At 68.8% G+C, this 18,371-nt stretch carries 16 protein-coding genes and 2 pseudogenes; 8 read left to right on the top strand and 10 right to left on the bottom strand.

The genetic code is table 11. The features are described from left to right. Nucleotides 1–195: 195 nt before the first annotated feature. Nucleotides 196–798: a lamin tail domain-containing protein gene (locus OG456_RS39230; RefSeq protein ID WP_266569866.1), complete on the top strand. Its 603-nt coding sequence runs from the start codon at nucleotides 196–198 to the stop codon at nucleotides 796–798. A gap of 110 nt (nucleotides 799–908) precedes the next feature. Here the strand turns inward: OG456_RS39230 and OG456_RS39225 are convergent, their stop codons facing one another. Genes OG456_RS39225 through OG456_RS39210 form a run of 4 tightly spaced genes read right to left on the bottom strand, consistent with a single transcriptional unit; the run spans nucleotide 909 to nucleotide 4,991 of the window. Beyond that, the gene (locus tag OG456_RS39225) at nucleotides 909–2,372 is read right to left on the bottom strand and encodes an MFS transporter (RefSeq protein WP_266569865.1); all 1,464 of its coding nucleotides are present in this window, start codon (nucleotides 2,370–2,372) and stop codon (nucleotides 909–911) included. A 30-nt stretch (nucleotides 2,373–2,402) separates the two neighbouring features. Continuing rightward, a complete protein-coding gene (locus OG456_RS39220; RefSeq protein ID WP_266569864.1) occupies nucleotides 2,403–3,077 on the bottom strand; it encodes a carboxymuconolactone decarboxylase family protein in 675 nt (224 codons plus the stop codon). Nucleotides 3,078–3,102: 25 nt separating this feature from the next. Then, the gene (locus OG456_RS39215; protein ID WP_266569863.1) at nucleotides 3,103–3,936 is read right to left on the bottom strand and encodes an SDR family NAD(P)-dependent oxidoreductase; all 834 of its coding nucleotides are present in this window, start codon (nucleotides 3,934–3,936) and stop codon (nucleotides 3,103–3,105) included. Beyond that, nucleotides 3,936–4,991, bottom strand: a complete 1,056-nt coding sequence (locus OG456_RS39210) for a 3-keto-5-aminohexanoate cleavage protein (RefSeq protein WP_266569862.1) — start codon at nucleotides 4,989–4,991, stop codon at nucleotides 3,936–3,938. Before OG456_RS39210 ends, OG456_RS39215 begins: the two co-directional genes overlap by 1 nt. Nucleotides 4,992–5,185: 194 nt before the next feature. Here OG456_RS39210 and OG456_RS39205 point away from each other — a divergent pair, with 194 nt between their 5' ends. Continuing rightward, entirely contained in the window at nucleotides 5,186–6,238 is a 1,053-nt protein-coding gene (locus OG456_RS39205) for an AraC family transcriptional regulator (protein ID WP_266569861.1), read from the top strand. 268 nt (nucleotides 6,239–6,506) lie between these two features. On the opposite strand, the pseudogene OG456_RS39200 reads toward OG456_RS39205, so the two are convergent. The 4 genes and pseudogenes from OG456_RS39200 to OG456_RS39185 form a co-directional block, all read right to left on the bottom strand. Then, nucleotides 6,507–6,982 (bottom strand): annotated as a pseudogene (locus tag OG456_RS39200) (IS5 family transposase); the annotation flags it as partial. 100 nt (nucleotides 6,983–7,082) lie between these two features. Continuing rightward, entirely contained in the window at nucleotides 7,083–7,985 is a 903-nt protein-coding gene (locus tag OG456_RS39195) for a geranyl diphosphate 2-C-methyltransferase (RefSeq protein WP_266569860.1), read from the bottom strand. 5 nt (nucleotides 7,986–7,990) lie between these two features. Then, nucleotides 7,991–9,298 (bottom strand): family 2 encapsulin nanocompartment cargo protein terpene cyclase, encoded by a 1,308-nt coding sequence (locus OG456_RS39190; protein WP_266569859.1) that lies wholly within the window; start codon nucleotides 9,296–9,298, stop codon nucleotides 7,991–7,993. Nucleotides 9,299–9,402: 104 nt separating this feature from the next. Further along, nucleotides 9,403–10,815 carry a family 2B encapsulin nanocompartment shell protein gene (locus OG456_RS39185; protein WP_266569858.1) on the bottom strand — a complete coding sequence of 471 codons (1,413 nt, stop codon included), beginning with the start codon at nucleotides 10,813–10,815 and terminating at the stop codon, nucleotides 9,403–9,405. A gap of 899 nt (nucleotides 10,816–11,714) precedes the next feature. Here OG456_RS39185 and OG456_RS39180 point away from each other — a divergent pair. After that, nucleotides 11,715–11,957: pseudogene (locus OG456_RS39180) on the top strand (hypothetical protein); the annotation flags it as partial. A 458-nt stretch (nucleotides 11,958–12,415) separates the two neighbouring features. On the opposite strand, the gene OG456_RS39175 reads toward OG456_RS39180, so the two are convergent. Next, nucleotides 12,416–14,029, bottom strand: coding sequence for an FAD-binding oxidoreductase (locus OG456_RS39175; protein ID WP_266569857.1), 1,614 nt, complete (start codon nucleotides 14,027–14,029; stop codon nucleotides 12,416–12,418). 66 nt (nucleotides 14,030–14,095) lie between these two features. Between OG456_RS39175 and OG456_RS39170 the strand changes: the two genes are divergently transcribed. Next, entirely contained in the window at nucleotides 14,096–14,734 is a 639-nt protein-coding gene (locus OG456_RS39170; protein WP_266569856.1) for a TetR/AcrR family transcriptional regulator, read from the top strand. A gap of 440 nt (nucleotides 14,735–15,174) precedes the next feature. Here OG456_RS39170 and OG456_RS39165 read toward each other — a convergent pair whose 3' ends face one another. Continuing rightward, nucleotides 15,175–15,423: a hypothetical protein gene (locus tag OG456_RS39165; protein ID WP_266569855.1), complete on the bottom strand. Its 249-nt coding sequence runs from the start codon at nucleotides 15,421–15,423 to the stop codon at nucleotides 15,175–15,177. A 160-nt stretch (nucleotides 15,424–15,583) separates the two neighbouring features. On the opposite strand from OG456_RS39165, the gene OG456_RS39160 reads away from it, so the two are divergent. The 4 genes from OG456_RS39160 to OG456_RS39145 are packed head-to-tail and all read left to right on the top strand — an operon-like array spanning nucleotide 15,584 to nucleotide 18,370. Beyond that, nucleotides 15,584–15,925 (top strand): DoxX-like family protein, encoded by a 342-nt coding sequence (locus tag OG456_RS39160; protein ID WP_266569854.1) that lies wholly within the window; start codon nucleotides 15,584–15,586, stop codon nucleotides 15,923–15,925. After that, complete coding sequence (locus tag OG456_RS39155) at nucleotides 15,922–16,842, top strand: DUF3419 family protein (RefSeq protein ID WP_266569853.1); 921 nt, start codon at nucleotides 15,922–15,924, stop codon at nucleotides 16,840–16,842. Before OG456_RS39160 ends, OG456_RS39155 begins: the two co-directional genes overlap by 4 nt. Continuing rightward, a complete protein-coding gene (locus OG456_RS39150; protein WP_266569852.1) occupies nucleotides 16,839–17,630 on the top strand; it encodes a DUF2071 domain-containing protein in 792 nt (263 codons plus the stop codon). The genes OG456_RS39155 and OG456_RS39150 overlap by 4 nt, the downstream gene beginning before the upstream one ends. Continuing rightward, the gene (locus OG456_RS39145; RefSeq protein WP_266569851.1) at nucleotides 17,627–18,370 is read left to right on the top strand and encodes a methyltransferase domain-containing protein; all 744 of its coding nucleotides are present in this window, start codon (nucleotides 17,627–17,629) and stop codon (nucleotides 18,368–18,370) included. The genes OG456_RS39150 and OG456_RS39145 overlap by 4 nt, the downstream gene beginning before the upstream one ends. The last annotated feature ends 1 nt before the right edge of the window (nucleotide 18,371 follow it).

Here is an 18,371-nt window from a genome sequence, read left to right as displayed (position 1 = left end):
CGGCGTGTAGATGGATGTTACATGCGAGAGTGACAGAAATGTGGCTGAACTGTAACGGCGTTCACGCCTTGCTCACATCTGGCGGCGACTGAGGGACGTTGTGGGTCCTCGGCCATCGGGCCGGGATCAGCACACAACGGACCTGCGGCGCATACGCCGGGACACAGGTCCGCAAGTTCGAAATGAGGGGCATTCATGTCCGCTTTCATGTCTGTCGCTGCCCGTCGTACGGGTGCCGCCGTTCTGGCGGCCGGCGCGCTGGTCGGGACCTTCGCGGGGTCGGCCTCCGCCGCCCCGGGGGCGCGTCCGCACCGCGAGTTCGTTGAGATCAGCGATGTGCAGTACGACGCTCCCGGTTGGGACAACCGCGGCATCCGGTCGCTGAACGGCGAATGGGTCGACGTCACCAACACCTCCCGCCACGCGGTGAACCTCGACGGGTGGACCCTGTCGGGCGAGGACGGTCACACCTACACCTTCCACCACTACCGTCTGGGGGGCCGCGCCACCGTCCGCGTGCACACGGGCTACGGCCGCGACACCTACCGTGACGTCTACCAGGACCGGCGTAACCACGTCTGGGACAACCGTTCCGACACGGCCACCCTGCGCGATGACCGCAACTGGAGGGTCGACACCTTCTCCTGGGGAAGCTACCGCGATCGTGACCGCCACGACCGTGACGGCGGCCGCGACTACCGCCACGACCGCGACTACCGTGACGGCGGCCGCGACTACCGTGACCGCGCCCGCCACGACGACGGTCACCGTGGTCACGGTCACGGTGGGCGGCGCTGACCTGATGTGAAGGGAAGCGTGGGCCGAGCCGTCCGCGCCTCCCTGCCAGTCTCTTGAGGGGTGTGCCCGCAGATCGCTGTCTGCGGGCACACCCCTCCGTCTGTGTGGAGTCACGCCCCCTCGGTGGAGGGGCGGTCGGCCGGCTGCACTCCGACCTTCACGGGCGGCGGTGAGTCCGCCCGTGCCGGTGCGGTGGCTGCTTCGGACGAGCTGACGTCCTCCAGTGTCAACTCGCGTGTCCGGATGCCGAAGAGGCCGACCACCAGGGCGAAGGCGGCTTCCAGCGCGGCGACGAGGTAGAAGACCGAGTCGGTTCCGAAAGCAAGGAGCAGGGCCGAAATGACCTGTGCCGCAACGACGTTGGCGATGCGGGCGAAGGACGTGGCCCAACCCAGTCCGGTCGAGCGGAATCGGGTGGGCAGGACCTCGCTGGCGTAGGTCGAGGTCGGAGGCACCGCCAGCTGGAAGCCGAAGGACAACAGACAGGCCAGAGCGATGGTGGTCACCGTGGAGTCCGCGAGGGTGGACAGCAGGGCCAGGACGCTCAGGCAGGCTCCGACGCCTACGAGGATGTGCTTGCGCTGCCAGCGGTCCGCGAAGGAGGTGGCGGCCAGCGGGCCGAGCACACCGGCCGTCACGATGATCGCCGTGTACAACGTGGTCTGTTCCAGGTCGTAGCCGCGCAGTGCGAGCAGCGTGGACACCCAGTAGTTGAAGCCGAAGTAGGCGACGATTCCCAGGGTCCAGATGACCGAGGTGACGGAGAACGGGCGGACGTACCCGGCCCGGATGAGCGCGAGCACGCCCGTTCCCGTGTCGGCGGCGACATGCGGGCGCGCCGGTTCGGCCTCGATCGGTGGCAGGGGCCGTCCCTGGCGGACGATCTGCTCCTCTATCGCACGCATGGTGACTTCGGCACGCTCGTGGTCGCCCACCGATTCCAGCCAGCGGGGGGACTCGGGCAGCCGGCGCAGGATGACGACGAACAAGGCGAGCGCCAGGGCCCCGACGACGTAGAGCACGCGCCATCCCCAGTCGACGCGGGGTACGACGAGGAAGCCGAGCCAGGCCATCAGTACCGGTCCGGCTCCGCCGCAGGCGACGGCCCAGGCCAGGGCGCGGCCCCGGACAGGGGCGGGCATGAGTTCGGTGAGCAGGACGACGGTGACCACGTTCATGCCCTGGAATCCGACGGCGGTCGCGAAGCGCAGGACGAGGAAGCCGGTCGGGTCGGCTACCACGGCGTTGAGCAGTGAGCACAGGGAGTACGTGACCACGCAGGCGAGCAGCACGGGTCTGCGGCCGAAGCGGTTGGCCAGCCAGCCCCCGGTACCGGCCCCGACGAGTGTGCCGATGCCGGTCGCCCCGGTGATCGACGCGACGTCGTGGACGGTGAACCCTTCGTGCTTCATCAGCGCGGGGGCGGTGAACGCGAAGGAGTACAGGTCCATGTACTCGAAGACGAGCGCTCCCGCCAGGAGGACCACGATGGTTCTGTGCCATCGAGACAGCGGGAGTCTTTCCAGGCGTGCGCCCATGAGGCCCGGGGCGCAGCCCGCGGCGGGAGCGGACATGAGGGATCTCCTTGAAGGGCAAAGTGCAGGTCAGAGGGCGCACACGTCGTCGAGGACGGGCAGTGACGCCTCGTAGGCGTCCCGGCTCTGGCGGCCGACGATCTCCAGTACGGCCCGGATCTGTTCCCGTTCTGCGCCGAGGGCGAGCGCCGCGCGGATGTGGCGGCGGGTGCCGGGTGTGTACATGTGGGTGAGGGCGGCGTCACCGGCGATGCACAGCAACTCGATCCACAGCGGCGGCAGTACACCGTCGCGCCAGATGCCCAGGCCGGTGGCCAGGAAGCCCTCCAGCCAGTCGGGGGCGGCCTCGTGGATCGCCTCCCAGTCGGGGTTGAAGTTGCCGTCGCGGCGCAGGGCGTCGCAGACCGGGGTCGGGCGAGCGGAGATCGCGGGCTCGGCGGGCATGCGGGCGTAGGCGAGCTCCTGGTTGAGGATGGGCATGCCGACGGCGAGCGCGTGGATGCCGATGACCGTGGACAACTTGACGACTGCCAGGACCTCGTCGCGGGTGGCCCCGGCCCGTAGTGCGGCACGCATGTGCCGGCGCACTCCGCGGGAGTACAGGTGGGTCACCGAGACATCGAGCTTGAGGCGTATCAGCGCGGCGAGTTTGGCGCCGAGGATCTCGTCTGGCGCGGGTGAGGCCGGCTCCGGCTCGCTGACGGCCGCAGGTGCTCCGGCGTCGGGCCGGGAAGATGTGGTCATGGTGTTCCTCCGGGGGCGGGCGCGGTCAGACGACCGAGCCTCCGTTGGGGCTGATGACCTGGCCGACCAGATAGTGGTCGCCCGCCAGGTAGGTGACGAGGGACGCGTACTCCTCAGGCGTTCCGAAGCGGCCGAGCGGGCAGTTCTGCCACAGCCGGGCACGTGCCTGTTCGCCGACGGCGTCGAGGTAGGCGTTGAACTCCGGTGTCGCGACGCCGCCGGGCGCGATCGCGTTGACGAAGATGTTCGCTCCGGCGACTTCCGCAGCGACGGACCGCGTGAAGGCGATCACGGCGCCCTTCGTGGCGCTGTAGTGCGGGCTGTGGGCACTGCGCGCCGAAAGTCCCGCGATGGACGCCACGTTGATGATCTTCCCTGTCCGGCGGGGCTCCATCATCCTGAGCGCCTCGCGCGTGCAGTAGAAAACACCGTGGACGTTGACGTCCCAGTAGCGGTGCCACTCCCGGTCGGTGATCCGGCTGGTGAACTCCAGCGAGGTCCGTGCTTCCGGCGTCGACATGTACGTGTAGTGACGGGTGCGACGCGCCTCGTCCTCGGGCTGGTTGGGCGTCCGCGCGGCGTTGTTCACCAGGATGTCCACGCTTCCGAGAACGTCGCGCACCTCAGCGAACATCTCCGCCACCGCGGCACTCGAGCTCACGTCGCGCAGCGTGCCCAGGCACGCCCCGCCCACGGCGCGCACCGCGGCGACCGTCGCCTCCAGGGCGTCCGGGGCGATGTCGCACACCGCGACCCTCGCCCCGGCCCTGGCCAGGTCAACGGCGCAGGCCCGCCCGAGGCCGGGCCCAGCGCCGGTGACCAGGGCGACCTTGCCCGAGAGGTCCGTGTGGGCGGGCATCAGCCGCGTCCGGGGACGGTGAATCCGCGCTGTCCGGGCGTCCGGGAGGGAGCCATGCCGAGCCGGGCGATCGTCTCCTCGGCCGTCCCGTACGTCTCGCCGATCTGGTAGATCCGGTGGGCCTCGGCGCCACTGGCGATGTCCCGGCCGAGCTCGTTCGACAGGCGGACGATCTGCTCGATCTGCTGGACCGTGGTGATGCGTTCGCCCTTGCGGCCCCACAGGTTGTCCTCGATACCGACGCGCACGTGCAGGCCCATGGCCAGGGCCATGGCGTTGAGCGGGAGCACCGCGCGCATGGCGCTCTCGATGGTGAGCACCGCGCCGTCCGGTGTGCGCCGGACGAACTCCATCAGGTCAGCCGGGTTGAAACCAGCGGCTCCGCCGCCGATGGCGACGTAGTTGAGGATCAGCGGCCCGCTGTAGAGACCCTTGCGGATCAGCCGCTCCACCGACTCGAGCTGGTGGACGTGGCCCAGCATGAAGTGCGGCTGAATGCCCGCGGCGCCCAGCCGCTCGAGGTGCTCCGTGTAGAACGACGGCCGGGCGTCGGAGACCATCTCGCTGTACGCCTTGACGTACTCGGGCTTCTCCAGGATCGTCCCGGCGACGTCGGACTCGTCGAGCAGCTCGACGATGTTCATCTGACTGGTGCCGATGGCGATCGTGACCTGGTCGGGCGCGGGGGACAGGTCGGCGAGCATGTGGCGGGTGTCGTAGTCCAGCCACTCGGCCGCATCCCCCTCGCTCTCCGGGGCGAACGAGATCGAACCACCGACCTGCAGGACCATGTCCGGCACTGCCTGGCGCAGCCGCGCCAGGAGCTCGTTGAACATGCTGAGCCGCTTCGACCCCTTGCCATTCGACTCGCGGACGTGCACGTGCAGCACGGTCGCCCCGGCGTTCCAGCAGTCCACCGCCTTCTGGACCTGCTCGTCCATGCTGATCGGGATGTCGTCCGAGTCACTGGGAGTCCACTGAGGCCCGTAGGGGGCGGCCTGGATCACCAGCTTTTCCTGGTTCTCGGGGTAGAGGCTGTCGTCGAGGAAGTGCATGGGAGTGCTCCTCACTACGGAGAGGCGGGGCGGTCGCCCCGGGCCGTCTGCGGCGGCGCCCGCTCACCGTAGGAGGAACCACGTCCGCCATATTGAGCATTTCGTCACTGGAATTTATCTTTACGTCACAGCTCCGTATGCGTGCCCGTGCCGCGGTCCGTACACGTATCCGACAACCCGAGTGAAGGCGGACGATGGCCAAGGCCGCGAAGGATCTCCGACAGGCATCGATCCCCGTCGGCGCACTGTCGGCGCTGCCGGCGATCATGCGCGAACTCGGCCAGGACCCATGGGAGTTGCTGGAGTCCTTCGGCATCACCCAGCAGTCGTTCAGCCGGCCGCTGCATCCACTGCCCATGACGCTGCACGGCCGCGTCCTGGAGGCGGCCGGGGCCGCCACAGGCTGCGACCACCTCGGACTGCTCCTCGGGCAGCGGGCGACCCTGGACAACGCCGGCCCCCTGCGCTTTCTGGTCCTCAACGCCCATTCGGTGCGCGACGCGATCGATGCGCTCCTGCGGTTCAGCCCCCTGTGGTACCCCGGACTCGCCGCCACGCTCACCGTCGAGGACGGCTACGCCGTGATCACCCTCGCTGTAGCCGGCGGCGCCTTCCCGGGCAGCGACCAGATCCTCACGGCCTACCTCGTCGCCAACGTGAAGATCCTCGAGATGGTCCTGGGCCGCACGTGGCGCCCGGCCTCCGTCCGCATCGCACACCACGAACCCACCCAGAGCGGCCCCTACCGGCGGTTCTTCCGCGCCACCGTCCTGTTCGACCAGCCCCGCCACGAAGTCTGGTTCCCCGAAGAGATCCTGTCACAGCAACGTGCGGGCGCCGACCTGAAGTTGGAGTCATTCCTGCGCGACCACCTGGCCGAGCTGCAGAGCCGAGGTGGGCACGACCTCGTCGCCCAGGTACGCCGCACGATCCAGAACCTTCTCGCCACCGGCACCTGCAGCGTGGAACACGTCGCACAGCTCTTCAACGTCCACCGCTACACCCTCAACCGACGCCTCGCCCGCCACGGCGTCACCTTCGAGACCCTCCTCGACGACACACGGCGCGACCTCGCGGGCCAACTGCTCAGCGCCACCGACCTCCCCATGTCGGACATCGCGGGCATGCTCGGCTACAGCAGTCAGGGCAACTTCACCCGCGCCTTCCACCGCTGGCACCACCAGACACCCAGCCGATGGCGCCGGGAGGAACTCGCCAAACAACTGCCCTCTCTTGGAAGCGAGTAGAGGCGCGTAAATCAAGTGCCGCCAGCCGTTCTCCCTGACTACAGTGAGCGTCGTTCAGGTGCGCAGGTTGCGGCTACTTCTCCTGTCAAGAGAGAAACGCGGGTTCGAATCCCGTCGCCGGCCCCGGCCGGTGTCGTCTAGCGGCCCAAGACACTACGTTGCCGCCACCGAACTTGATCTCTGAACGCTCACTGCGCGAGCCGTCCGCCACGAGGGAACGTGGCGGGCGGCTCCGTGACGTCGCCAGAGTGAGGGTGGGCATGACACCCTGAGGCACGGAGCCCCGCTCCAGGACTCGCTCGACCTGGGGGCCGTCGCCGTAGTGGCCGGGAGTCAGTACGAGGGCGAGGGGTCGACATCGTCCGTCGGCGGCCAGGTGGATTCTGGTGGTGAGCCTTCCCCTTGCGCCGACGGCGTGCTGGTGAGCCGAGCCCTCACCGCTGTTGAGCCCACCGAGACGCCCCAGTCGATCCGGCCCTGAGCGTCCTCGGCGGCCGGGACCTTCGACAGCAGCATCTCCCTTGTCCCGTCCGCAGTCCACCGACGAGGGCGTTTATGGATCGTCTCTTACGGCCCGAACCGCTCCGGCAGATCCCGCCAACGGACCCCCGTCCGCACCCGGTAGAGCGCCCCGTTGATCGAACGCCGGTGATCATTCCACCGGCCCCAGCGCGTACCACCACGCAGCAGAATCGACTCCAGTCGATCCCACTCCGCATTCGTCAGAAGCCACCGCCCGTACAACCAGCCTGCCCCCAACACCCCACTCACGTAAGGAGATCCGAGGAACAGTCCATAGGGAGGGCCCGTTCCGTCAGGGACAGGCCCTCCCGGCAGCAGGAGGTCAGACTCGGTCGGCGGCGATGAGGAGGTACTGGAAGGAGCCGTCCTTGTAGGAGTTGATGAACGCGTCCTCAATACCCGTGACCAGTGAAGACGTTGCTCGTAGCTCCCAGTAGGGCAGAGTGGCGGGGGTGAGGTCGACGACGGCCTGGGGCACCAGGCGATTGTCGGCCATGGCACGCAGGTACTCCCGGCGCGAGTGGATGTTGCACTCGAAGTGCGCGTTGATCTGGGAGACCCACCTCGAAGGCTGGCCGTACCGCGGGTTCCAGCAGCCGGTGATGGTCACGTAGCGACCGCCGACCTCCAGGATGCGGGAGTGTTCCGCGAAGAGGTCCTGCAGGTCGACGTACATGCTCGACTCGTTGTTCCATGAGGCCGCGGCCTGCCCGGTCTCGAAGGGCGTGGAGAGCATGTTGCAGACGCGGGCGCGTACGTGGTCCTGGATGCGGAGTTCGTGGGCGCGCCGGTTGGCGAAGTCGGCCTGCTTGGCCGACAGCGTGACACCTTCGACCTTGCATCCGAAGCGTTGGTGCGCCATCACCATCGACCCGCCGCGCCCGCAGCCGGCGTCCACCAGGGTGTCGTCACTCCCGATGTCGCCGAGGTGCCCCAGGAGGAAATCGGCCTGCGCCGACTCCAGCCGGTGGAGCTCGGCGATCAACTTCTTCTCGCTCTCGCTGTCTTCGGTGTCGCCGAGTGAAGAGTGGTCGACGTCCCCGATGCCGTAGTGATGGTGGTAGAGACCGTCGACATCGCCGAGACGCAGGTTCACGGGCCTGGCTTCGCCGTCCCAGTAGCGGGCGATGTCCCCCTGGTAGGGAGTCGCCGGGCCGGGGATGAGCGGAGCGGCGTCGGTGGTGGTGAGTTCGGTGCTGGTCGTGCTGGTCACAGATGAGTCCATTCTTCCTACCAGAAGTCGGGCAGGCTGTAGCGATAGGTGTTGGTCTGGTGCCAGTGGTGGTTTCCGTCGACCCAGGCGGCAACGCCTCGCAGGAAGCGCTGCACGGTCGGGACGGGGCAATCGGCGGCCAGGGCCGCGGCGTTGCTCTCGAAGTCGCGCATGAGGTCGTTGTGGACGTCGACCGACTTCAGATAGGCGTCCCGCTCGGAGAGGCCCTCACGTTCGGCGATCACGACGGGCAGGTTCAGGTGCCGGCCGGGAGCGTCGAGTTCCTTGGTGTACGAGTACAGGTCGTTCACGATGGTCGTCGCGTTTCCCGCGAGTGCGATGACCTTCTGCATGGCGCTCTGGGCATGCAGGTCCGCCGGCAGTTCGTAGCCGCCGACGGTGTCGGTGATGGTCGGGCAGGGGCGGAAGTTGTTGAACTGGCGCATCGCGAGGTACTCCCACACCTCGGGTACGTGGTCCGTCTGGGCCCAGGCTGCTTCGGCGAGGTACCCCAGGTGAAGCCGGGCCATGTCATGCCGGTATCGATCGGTCTGGGAGGCGCTGGCGGCTTGGCCGAAGTAGCCCATGGCGGAGCGGTAGGCGCGCCGAGGCGCGTCCGCATGGAGCGACTTCGCCCATGGCGCCTGGTACTCCTCCGTCGTGTACACGGGGTCGAGTGCGGTGTGTGCCAGCAGAAGGCGTTCGCCGAGGCCGACGGGCGAGCCCCCGTGGTCCTCGCAGTAGCAGTCGTCCACCGCGTTCTCGGCCACCATCAGGCGTGTGGCGATCATCAGGTGGTCGATGGTGGGTGCGTCCGGATGGCAGCCGACCATGTAGCGGCCCACGGAGAAGCCGTCGAACTGCTCCTCCCAGTCCTCGGGATACAGGGACACTTCGTCCAACGCCCAGGACTTGATTCTTTGGCTTACCTCTTCGACTCGCACCGGGTCGGGCTCAGCCACCTGGTGGTGGTAGAGGCCCGGGATCGGCCTGCCTCCTGCCGTGGCTGACGACGGTTTGGAAGGCGTCGGCAGCTGCTCCCGCGGGATCAGGCGCAGGCCCGCCGTGCCCAGGCCGTTGGGGCGCAGGGTCCGTTCCAGGTCAGGGATCGGAGTCGCCACCACAGCCGTCGGGGCGTCGGGGGGAGGCGATGCCGGCACGGAAACCGCAGGTGGTGCGGGCATGGACGGCACGCAGGGTGGGCCGCCGAGGGCAGCCTTGATATCGCAGGCACGGGCCGCGGCTTCAGTGAGGACGTGCGCCCCGAAGTGGGCAGCGGTCGCCGGCAGGCTCGACTGCGGAGGTGTCGGCTCAGGCGCGGGCATCGATGGCTCCTTCGTGGGTGGGCGGCTGTCCCGGGGCCTTTCAGGTATGCGCGACCGACCCGGACGGTCCGGGGTATCGCACCGGGCCATGCAGGCCAGACCCGCTACCGGGGCCAGCGGGCGATCTGCACGTTCTCCAGAACGCCCACCGCGTCCGGCACGAGGATGGCGGCGGAGTAGTAGGTGCTGACGAGGTAGGAGGTGATGGCCTGCTCGTTGACGCCCATGAACCGGACCGACAGACCCGGTTCGTACTCGTCAGGCAGACCCGTCTGATGAAGACCGATGACGCCCTGGTTGTCCTCGCCGGTACGCATGCAGAGGATCGAGCTGGTCTTCTCCTTCGTGATGGGGATCTTGTTGCAGGGGAGGATCGGAACCCCGCGCCAGGCCGGGACCTGCTGACCACCGAGGTCGACGTGGTCCGGATAGAGCCCGCGCGCGTTGAACTCGCGCCCGATCGCCGCGATGGTCTTCGGGTGGGCGAGGAAGAACTTCGACCCGCGGCGGCGGCAGAGGAGCTCGTCCAGGTCGTCCGGGGTCGGCGGGCCGGAGTGCGTCTGGATGCGCTGCTTGAAGTCGGCGTTGTTGAGCAGGCCGAACTCCTTGTTGTTGACGAGCTCGTGCTCCTGACGCTCGCGCAACGCCTCGATGGTCAGCCTGAGTTGCTCCTTGGTCTGGTTCATCGGCTCGTTGTAGAGGTCGGCGACCCTCGTGTGGATCCGCAGAATGGTCTGGGCGACCGAGAGTTCGTACTCGCGCGGATTCAGTTCGTAGTCGACGAACGCGCCGGGCAGCTCATGCTCGCCGGTGTGGCCGGCCGACATCGCGATCTCCGCCTCGCCGCGGTGGTTCTGCCGTTGGCGGGGGAGTGACGTGAACGCTCCGATATGGTCCCGCAGACCCGGCGCCGTGGACAGCACGGCCTCGAAGTCGGCGCGAGACAGGGTGAGCAGGGTGCCCGAGGTCGCGGCGGTGGCGGTGTGCTCCCAAGGGGCGTTCCCGTCCAGCAGGGCGTTGTCCCCGAACCGGTCGCCATCGGCCAGTACGTCCAGCGCGACCTCGTCGCCGTACTCGCCGACGGAGGTGCGGCTGATGCGGCCGTGGGCGATCAGGTGGAGATGATCCGCGGGAGCACCGCGTTCCACCAGCGTCTCGCCGGCCCGGAAGTCGCGTTGGACACAACGATCGGCGAGGGCAGTAAGCACCTCCACGTCGTCGAAGCCGCGCAGCAGGGCCAGTTCACCGAGCTCGCGCGGGATCACCCGGACGTCGGCGCCGTCCTGGACGAACTCCACGCGCCCGTCGCCGACGGTGTAGGTCAGGCGACGGTTCACCCGGTAGACCCCGCCTTTGGTCTCTACCCAGGGGAGCATTCGCAGCAGCCAGCGAGAGGTGATCTCCTGCATCTGCGGGGCGGACTTGGTGGTGGTGGCGAGGTTGCGGGCGGCCGCCGTGCCGAGGCTGGATTGCTGGGGCGACTCCGGTCGCGCTTCCTGGCTCGAGTCAACAGTCATCGGGCGATCTCTCCTTGTTCAGGGCGGTGATAGCGCGTATGTGGGCGTCATCGGACAACAGGAGGAAAGAGGGGTATATGACGGGGAATCCGTCCGGAACCAGGTGAACGCTAACGGCCGCTTAGCCCCGTGGACCATGGGAAGTTGGGGACATTAACTCGATCCGATGATCACGCCCGCGCGATGTTTGCCCGGGTACCAGCGGGTTTCAGCCCCACGCGGGCGGCGCGTCCCGGCAAGCGGCCGGTCGGATGCCAGACTGCGGGACCGGCGAGTCAAGGGGCCATAGAAGTGCCGTATACCCAGGCCGTCTTGGGCAATCAGGCAAGTCGGGGCACCCGACCGCAGTCGCCACCGTCCTCAGGTGCCACGGCCGCCACCTCGCATCACGGCATCGGATGCGCGACAGGACTCAGCCAGGGCAATGGTGCGGCTGGGTCGACGCTTCGATATGCGCAGCCGTGTGCTTCTGTCTGCTCCCCTGACGTTCTTGAGGACTCGCTGAGGTGCTCGTCCTGGAGCACGACCAGGTGCAGTTGCACACAGGGGTGCACCCCCACATCCGTGGTGCGCCGACGTCGCCTCCGGCCCTCGCGGCCGACGAGCGGGCAGAGCACCGCGAAGGCCGGACCGACCATGGCGGCCCCTGCGCGCCGGCGCCTCGGTGGCCACGGCGGCGCCGCTCACACACGTGAGCCAAGCACTCACCAGCGCGGCCGCCGCAGAAGGCCGCGGACACCAAGTCGTACACCTTGACTACCTCGTCGACCAGGCCTTGCGCCGCAAAGGGGTCTGATGCACGACCGGGTGAACTCTGAACTGGCTTGCCCTGCAGGGTGGGTAGCCGCCCTCCTGGGACCGAGTGGAACACGACGCAGGACCCAGGCACGGGGGCGGAGGACTGAACAGTGGTGCGGGCTCACCAGCATGCCGCCGGCGCGAGGAAAGGTCCGCCTGTCGGACCGCCTCAAATAGCGGCGGCCGGGGCGCGAACCAGGCAGACCCGAGACTCCGGAGACGGGCCGCCGGCTGGAGGAGGTGGCCAGATCGGCGAAGGTCTGGGACGTTCCCGCGGAGGGTTCACCACCAAAGTCCATCGTGCCGCCGACGGGCGATGCCTGCCCTTCGCTCTCGCCCTGACACCCCCGGACACTACGGTGACGGTGATGGCCGGACAAGGGCCACACACACTCCGCGTGGTGTCGCAGACGGCCTCGCAGCGAGCCACCCGATCCATGGCACCACTGCAGACGTAGACGTAGACGTAGTCGTAGACGCCGCGACTGGTGCCAGCGGATCGGTGTTCATGCCGCCGGTGCTCAAGCCGCAGGCGCTCCGAGCCATCTGTCGGTCGGTTCCTGAGGTCCGAGCGTGAGTTCTGGGCCAGGAACAGGTTGAGGCGGGCTGTTGAAGTGAGCGTCATGGCCCAGATTCCGAGGTGTTTCCAGGAGGAGGCGGTGACGTCAGTCTCTTCCTTGAGTTCACGGCGGACGCGGACGCGCACCAGGTGGAGGCGATCCTCGACTACGCGTTGCCAGGGTGCGGCGCCGGCGCGCTTGGGCCGTCGGCGGCTGAGCAGGAGCAGGGGGCCGGTGCCGGGTCAGCTGGTGCGCAGGGGGTCGATGACTGCACCGGGGTTGAGGATTCCGGACGGGTCGAGGACCGTCTTGCCGGCTTGGAGGGCTGCGGCGAAGAGGTCGGGGCGCTGGCGGTCGTACCAGGGGCGGTGGTCGCGGCCCACCGCGTGATGGTGGGTGATGGTTGCCCCGTTGCTGATCAGCGCATCGGACACTGCGGACTTGATCTCGTCCCACTGCTCTACGGTCGTGCCCCATTTCCCCGCGGCATAGATACCGAAGTAAGGGGCCGGGCCGTCGGGGTAGACGTGGGTGAAGCGGCAGGTCACGACGCCTGGGGTGCCGAGCTGGCGCATGGCGTCCTGGGCTGCGGCGTTGACAGCGGCTCGCAGGGCGTCGAACCGGTCCCACGTGCAGGCCGTCTCGAACGTCTCCACGATCATGCCCTGGGAGGCGAGGGCGTCACGCTGGTAGGGCATGCGCACGAAGGAGTTGCGCCAGGTGTCGGCAGCCCCGGTCCGAGCGGCCTGGCCGGCGGTGTCGGTGTAGCGCGGCTCCTCGGTCAGGGTGCCGCCGTGGTCTCGGCACAGTTCCAGTGCCCGTTCCATCGAAGCGTTGACGGGGTGGTCGGCGGACTCGAAGCCCAGCACCAGCACAGCCGTCGGCGCACCGGCGTTGATGAACGCCTCCGTGGGGTCCAGGAGACGGCAGTTCGCCGGGTTCAGCCCGGACTGGGACAGGGCGCGCACCGCGCGCACGCCGGCGTCGTAGTCGACGAAGCTCACCGAGGCCCCCGCACGCCACCGCGGCCGGTCCTGAAGACGCACCCACGCTTGGGTGATGACGCCGAGTGAACCCTCCGAGCCGAGGAACATCCGGTCGGGGGAGGGCCCGGCGCCCGAGCCCGGGAGCCGGCGGGACTCGATGACCCCGCTGGGAGCGATGACCCGCATTGATTCGGTGAGGTCGTCGATGTGGGTGAGGTTGGTGGCGAAATGGCCTCCCGCCCGGGTGGCCAGCCAGCCGCCGAGGGTGGAGAACTCGAAGGACTGGGGGAAGAACCGCAAGCTGTACCCCTGAGGCCGGAGCTGGTCCTCCAGGTGGGGGCCGAAGACTCCGGCTTGCACGAGCGCGGCCCGGCTGGTGCGGTCGATCTCCAGAACCTGGTCCATCGAGCTCATGTCCAGGCTGACCACGCCGGCGTAGTGGTCGCCTACCCTTGGTTCGACGCCGCCCACCACGGAGGAGCCGCCGCCGAAGGGGACGACTGCGATACCGCCGTCACTGCACCAGTCCAGGACGCGGACGACCTGGTCCTCCGAGGTCGGGCGCATCACGAGGTCGGGCACGTGGGGCAGTTGCCCCAGCAGCGCTCGCACGATGTCGCGGAATGCCTGCCCGTGACTGTGCGCAAGCCGGTTGCGCACATCGGCGGACGCGAGCGACGCCAGGCCCTGCGGCGCCTGGATGCGGCTCGGGCCCACCTCGAACGATTCGACCGGCGGGGCCTCGTGCACCGTCAGGTCAGCGCCCGGCAGCATTTCAGCGGTACGTCGGGTGATCTCCGCCCGCTCCGCACCCGTCACGGCGTCTTCGACGTTTCCCCATCCCCACCACGAACGCGTTTTGCCGCTCATTGCCGCACCACCGATCTGAACACCGGGTAAGTTACCTGGCGGTCACATTGGCATAGGATCGGGACCATGAGCAAGCAGGAGAAAGCCGCCCGCGCGGTCGGGACGAAGGGGATGCCTCGCGCGGACAGGGAGCAGCTGATCCTGGACGCGGCGGCACACGAGTTCGGTACCAAGGGGTATGCGCGCGGGTCGACCGCTGTGGTGGCGGCGCAGGCGGGGATCAGTAAGCCCATGATCTACGAGTACTTCCGGTCCAAGGACGGCCTCTACCTGACCTGCCTGGAGCATGCCGGCTCCCGCCTTGTCGAGGCAGTGGCCGTGGCGCAGAAGGGCCCCTCGGGTCTCACGCGTGCCGCTCGCACCCTGGAGGCCATCTTCCGGGCGCTGGAGTCACGCGTGCACGACTGGGCGCTTGTTTACGACACGACGCTGCCGGCCGAGGGGCCCCTTCATGCGGCCGCTGCCGTCTACCGGCAGGAGCTCAACCGCCTCGGAGCGGTCGGTGTGGTTGAGTTCCTCGACTCGTCGCAGGCGGGCGAGCCCCTCGACGCCGACTTTGCCACCCACCTGTGGTACGGGACCGTGAGCGCGGCGGTCGCCTGGTGGAGGCACCACCCCGAACAGAGCGCAGACGATATGACGGCCCGCTTCGAGCGGATCTTCGCGGTGCTGTATCCGCAGACGGCAGCGGCGGAGCGGCGCTGATCGAGACATCCGCCTGGCTGAGCCGGGGTTGAGTGCCCTATCCGGTCCTTGAGCGCGACAGTTGGCCCGCGGTGCATGCATTCCACATGGCCTCCAGGGAGGCCGCCGGCCAGTTCGGGGCTCTACGATCTGCGAGAACACTGCGGCGGCGGAAGCCGCCCAGAACGCACCGGCCATCCCGAAGGCTCTGGCCGAGTCCCGCCGTAGGGTCCCCAACTCTCCGGGAGCGGGGCTGTGACCCATCAGGCCGGATCGGCCCGTGCGATCACTTCCCATGGTGTTGTTTCCCGTCCCGTAGCTCGTTGTCGTGCACCGGCCGCAGGTCACCGAGAACCTCCTCTGGTCGGGCAGCCCGGCCCCTCCAATCAGGTACCGCTCAACCTGGCAGCTGATCGGCGCCGGCGAGTGCGGCACGCAGGAGCTCGCTAGCGGCCTCGTCGTCAGTGAAGGGCGGCACGCCGTTCTCGGCCGCCTCTGGCGCAGGAGGCGAGGAAGCCCGGCGCGGTGGCAGGGCTTCGGGCGCCGAGGGTGGGGGATGTGGCCTGTGCCGCGTGCGCGGTCAGGTCGTCGCCGCTGCCTGAGCTGCCCCCGGTCGGCCCCTCGTAGGGGTTGTACGCGCCGATCCCGGCGACCCCCACGATGTCGGCGAACACCCCGCCGATTGTCCTGGTCCTGATGGTCCGTCGCATGCAAGATCCCCCGCGCCCACGATCCGTATGGTTTTCTTGAACGCGTTCAACTTATCGGATCGGTGGGGTGCGCATGAGCTGTCCGGCCAAATCTCAAGGCCGTCATGTGGTGCAGGGGCAACGAGGATTGGGGGGTGCCGCGCGTGGGGCGGTTGCCCTGGTGTGGTTCTACGAAGGGTGGTGGTGCAAGGTCTGGCCGGGGCGGGCCGACCAGCGGGCCATTGTGGGGGATGTGCCGTTCCTTGCGGCCCGGGCGGTGACGACGGCTCTGGTGGTCATCGGGCTTGCGGAAGTGGTGCTCGGTCTCTGGGTACTGTCGGGGCGGCGAGCGCGGGCCGCCGCATTCGTGCAGACGGTGCTCGTGTCGGGGTTCAATGCGGGTGGCCTGCTGTTCAGCCGGGGGCAGATCGATGAGCCCGGGCGTCTGCTCACACAGAATCTGGCCTTCGTCGCGCTGGTCTGGCTGGTCGCGGAAACGTCTGCGAAGGCGGCGGCCCGATGAGCGCCACCCCATGGACCGGTGGCAGAATCCTCGGGGGTTTCGGGGGCCCGCGTCTGCTGTTCGGGCGGATGTACGAGGACTACGGCGTCGAGCTCGGCGTCCTGCCTGCATCGCGCTCGCGGGTGCTGTGCATCGCCTCAGCGGGCGACACCGCGGCCGCCCTGCACCGGGCCGGCCATGACGTGACGGCCGTGGACATCAACCCGGTGCAGCTCGCCTATGCCCGCGCACGCCTTGCGGGCGGCGCGAGCGTCGAAGGCGCCGCGGAGGCACTGATGCGGCTGGGGCGCGGCGCAGCCGGGACACTGCTGTTCGCGTGGCGTGAGGCCGCGCTGCGCACCTTCCTCGCTCTGGACGATCCCACCCGGCAGGTTCGGTGCTGGCGCAGGGACCTGGACGGACCCGGGTTGCGCCGCCTGATGCGATGGGCGTTGCGGCCGGGCGGGGCGCTCGCGATGGCGTTGCGTCCCTCATTCACGTCAGTGGTCCCAGCGCGCTTCGACGAAGTGTTCCGGCAGCGCCTGGAGCGGACGGTCGCCCGTCATCCCAATGTCCGCAACCCCTGGCTGTGGCGGCTGTTCGTGGGCACTGAACACCCCGGCGCAGTGCCGGTGCACGCTCCGGATGTCCGCCTCGTCCAGGGCGACGTGGTGGACGTCCTGGAGCGCTCGCCGCGCGGCGGATATGACGCCGTAACCCTGTCGAACGTGCTCGACGGTCCCGGTCCAGCCTTCGCCGGACAACTGCGCGCAGCCGTACGCCCCGGCGGCATCGTCGTCCTGCGCAGCTTCCGCGAACCGGGACCGGCCGGGGCCGGTTGGGCGGCACAGGACCGCTCCGCGCTGTGGGGCGTCGTACGCGTAGTCCGCTTGGGCGCAAACCCGGACGGCACCAACGACAGAAGGATCAATCCGTGAGAAGCCCGTCATACCTGATACAGCGTCACCCCCTACCGATACGCGCCCACTTCGCGCACTCCCTCGTCCTGACGTACGCCCTGCCTGCGGAGGTGCTGCGCCCGCTCGTGCCGCCGGTCCTCGAACTCGACACCTATCGAGCCAACGCACAGGACGTGGAGTACGGCTTCGTGGCCGCCGCCTTGGTCGATACCCGCGCCTTGCGGCCGGCCGGTCTGCCCGCCCGCCTCGGCCGCGACTTCCTGCTGACCGGCTACCGCGTCTTCACCCGCTTCCCGACCCCTGGAGGCCGCATTATGCGCGGCCTGCGCATCCTGCGCAGCGACACCGACACCCGCTTCATGCAGCTCGGCGGCAACCTGCTCACCCGCTACAACTACCGCCTGGCCCGCATACGCTCACAGGTCACGGACAGCACCTTGGAGTTCTGCGTCGACACCGCCGACGGGCACGCCGATCTGGATGTGCGCGCCGACCTGCGCAACACCCCGGCGCCGCTACCGCCGAACAGCCCGTTCACCGACGAGCGCGCCGCGCGGCGCTTCGCCGGGCCACTGCCGTACACCTTCGAGTACGAGCCGCAGACCCGCTCCGTGATCGTCATCAAGGCATTTCGCACGCGATGGGACCCGCAGCCCGTGACGGTTGACGTGCGCCGTCTCACCTTCTTCGGTCACGGCCCGCTCGCCGGAACCCGACCCGTGCTCGCCAACGCATTCCACATCGACAGCGTCGACTACGGCTGGCACTCCGGTGTGCGCCGCAGCGAGAGAGGCGGCCGGCGATGAGCGGACGACACTCAGGCGCCCGCGACGTCATCGCCTACAACTGGCCCCAGTACGCGGCGGGCCTGGCCATCGCAGCGGGCGCAGCCGCCATCGCCGGGCACCTGCCGCGCCCTTTGCGCCGCCTTGCCCGTTCCGGATCCGGCGCGGCGATCACGCTTCTCGGCACGGCCACGGCGGCCAGTTGGTACGTCTACGACCGTTCGGACCTGTACGCCTACCACTGGCTGGCGTCACTACTGCCCCGCGCCCCGTCCGCGTACGCGGTGGTGAGCTGTGGCCTCGACGAGGTGAGCGCCCCCCTCGCCGTACGCTGGCCGGCCGCACGGCAATCCGCTGTCGACCTGTACGACCCGGCACTGACCAGTGAGGGCTCCATACGCCGCGCACGGCGCCGCGTGCCGCCGCCCGCCCACGCACTGAAGGGCCGCCCTGACACGCTGCCGCTCCCCACAGCCGGGGCGGACGCCATCTTGCTGGTCTTCGCCGCACACGAACTGCGCCGGGCGCGAGAGCGGGAGAACCTGTTCGCCGAATGCGGCCGGATACTGCGCCCCGGCGGCACACTCATCCTTGCCGAACACCTCAGGGACATCGCGAACATAGCCGCGTTCGGGCCCGGCGCTTGGCACTTCCTGCCCCGCGCGGAATGGCTGCGCCTCGCCGCCCACGCCGGACTGCGCCCCACGGCCGAGCGCCGTCTTGCCCACCTGATCGCGGCATTCGCCTTCACCAAGGAATAGA

It is taken from the genome of Streptomyces sp. NBC_01446 (assembly GCF_026340095.1).
Taxonomy (GTDB): Bacteria; Actinomycetota; Actinomycetes; order Streptomycetales; family Streptomycetaceae; genus Streptomyces; species Streptomyces aureus.
The sequence above is the reverse complement of the archived record's forward strand: the minus strand, read 5'-3'. Positions and strand labels throughout refer to the sequence as shown.

What these genes read in the sequence shown, in the direction of transcription:
- OG456_RS39230 (WP_266569866.1), top strand. Translation starts at nt 196, where the DNA reads ATGTCCGCTTTCATGTCTGTCGCTGCCCGTCGTACGGGTGCCGCCGTT.
- OG456_RS39225 (WP_266569865.1), bottom strand. Translation starts at nt 2,372, where the DNA reads ATGTCCGCTCCCGCCGCGGGCTGCGCCCCGGGCCTCATGGGCGCACGC.
- OG456_RS39220 (WP_266569864.1), bottom strand. Translation starts at nt 3,077, where the DNA reads ATGACCACATCTTCCCGGCCCGACGCCGGAGCACCTGCGGCCGTCAGC.
- OG456_RS39215 (WP_266569863.1), bottom strand. Translation starts at nt 3,936, where the DNA reads ATGCCCGCCCACACGGACCTCTCGGGCAAGGTCGCCCTGGTCACCGGC.
- OG456_RS39210 (WP_266569862.1), bottom strand. Translation starts at nt 4,991, where the DNA reads ATGCACTTCCTCGACGACAGCCTCTACCCCGAGAACCAGGAAAAGCTG.
- OG456_RS39205 (WP_266569861.1), top strand. Translation starts at nt 5,186, where the DNA reads ATGGCCAAGGCCGCGAAGGATCTCCGACAGGCATCGATCCCCGTCGGC.
- OG456_RS39195 (WP_266569860.1), bottom strand. Translation starts at nt 7,985, where the DNA reads ATGGACTCATCTGTGACCAGCACGACCAGCACCGAACTCACCACCACC.
- OG456_RS39190 (WP_266569859.1), bottom strand. Translation starts at nt 9,298, where the DNA reads ATGCCCGCGCCTGAGCCGACACCTCCGCAGTCGAGCCTGCCGGCGACC.
- OG456_RS39185 (WP_266569858.1), bottom strand. Translation starts at nt 10,815, where the DNA reads ATGACTGTTGACTCGAGCCAGGAAGCGCGACCGGAGTCGCCCCAGCAA.
- OG456_RS39175 (WP_266569857.1), bottom strand. Translation starts at nt 14,029, where the DNA reads ATGAGCGGCAAAACGCGTTCGTGGTGGGGATGGGGAAACGTCGAAGAC.
- OG456_RS39170 (WP_266569856.1), top strand. Translation starts at nt 14,096, where the DNA reads ATGAGCAAGCAGGAGAAAGCCGCCCGCGCGGTCGGGACGAAGGGGATG.
- OG456_RS39165 (WP_266569855.1), bottom strand. Translation starts at nt 15,423, where the DNA reads ATGCGACGGACCATCAGGACCAGGACAATCGGCGGGGTGTTCGCCGAC.
- OG456_RS39155 (WP_266569853.1), top strand. Translation starts at nt 15,922, where the DNA reads ATGAGCGCCACCCCATGGACCGGTGGCAGAATCCTCGGGGGTTTCGGG.
- OG456_RS39145 (WP_266569851.1), top strand. Translation starts at nt 17,627, where the DNA reads ATGAGCGGACGACACTCAGGCGCCCGCGACGTCATCGCCTACAACTGG.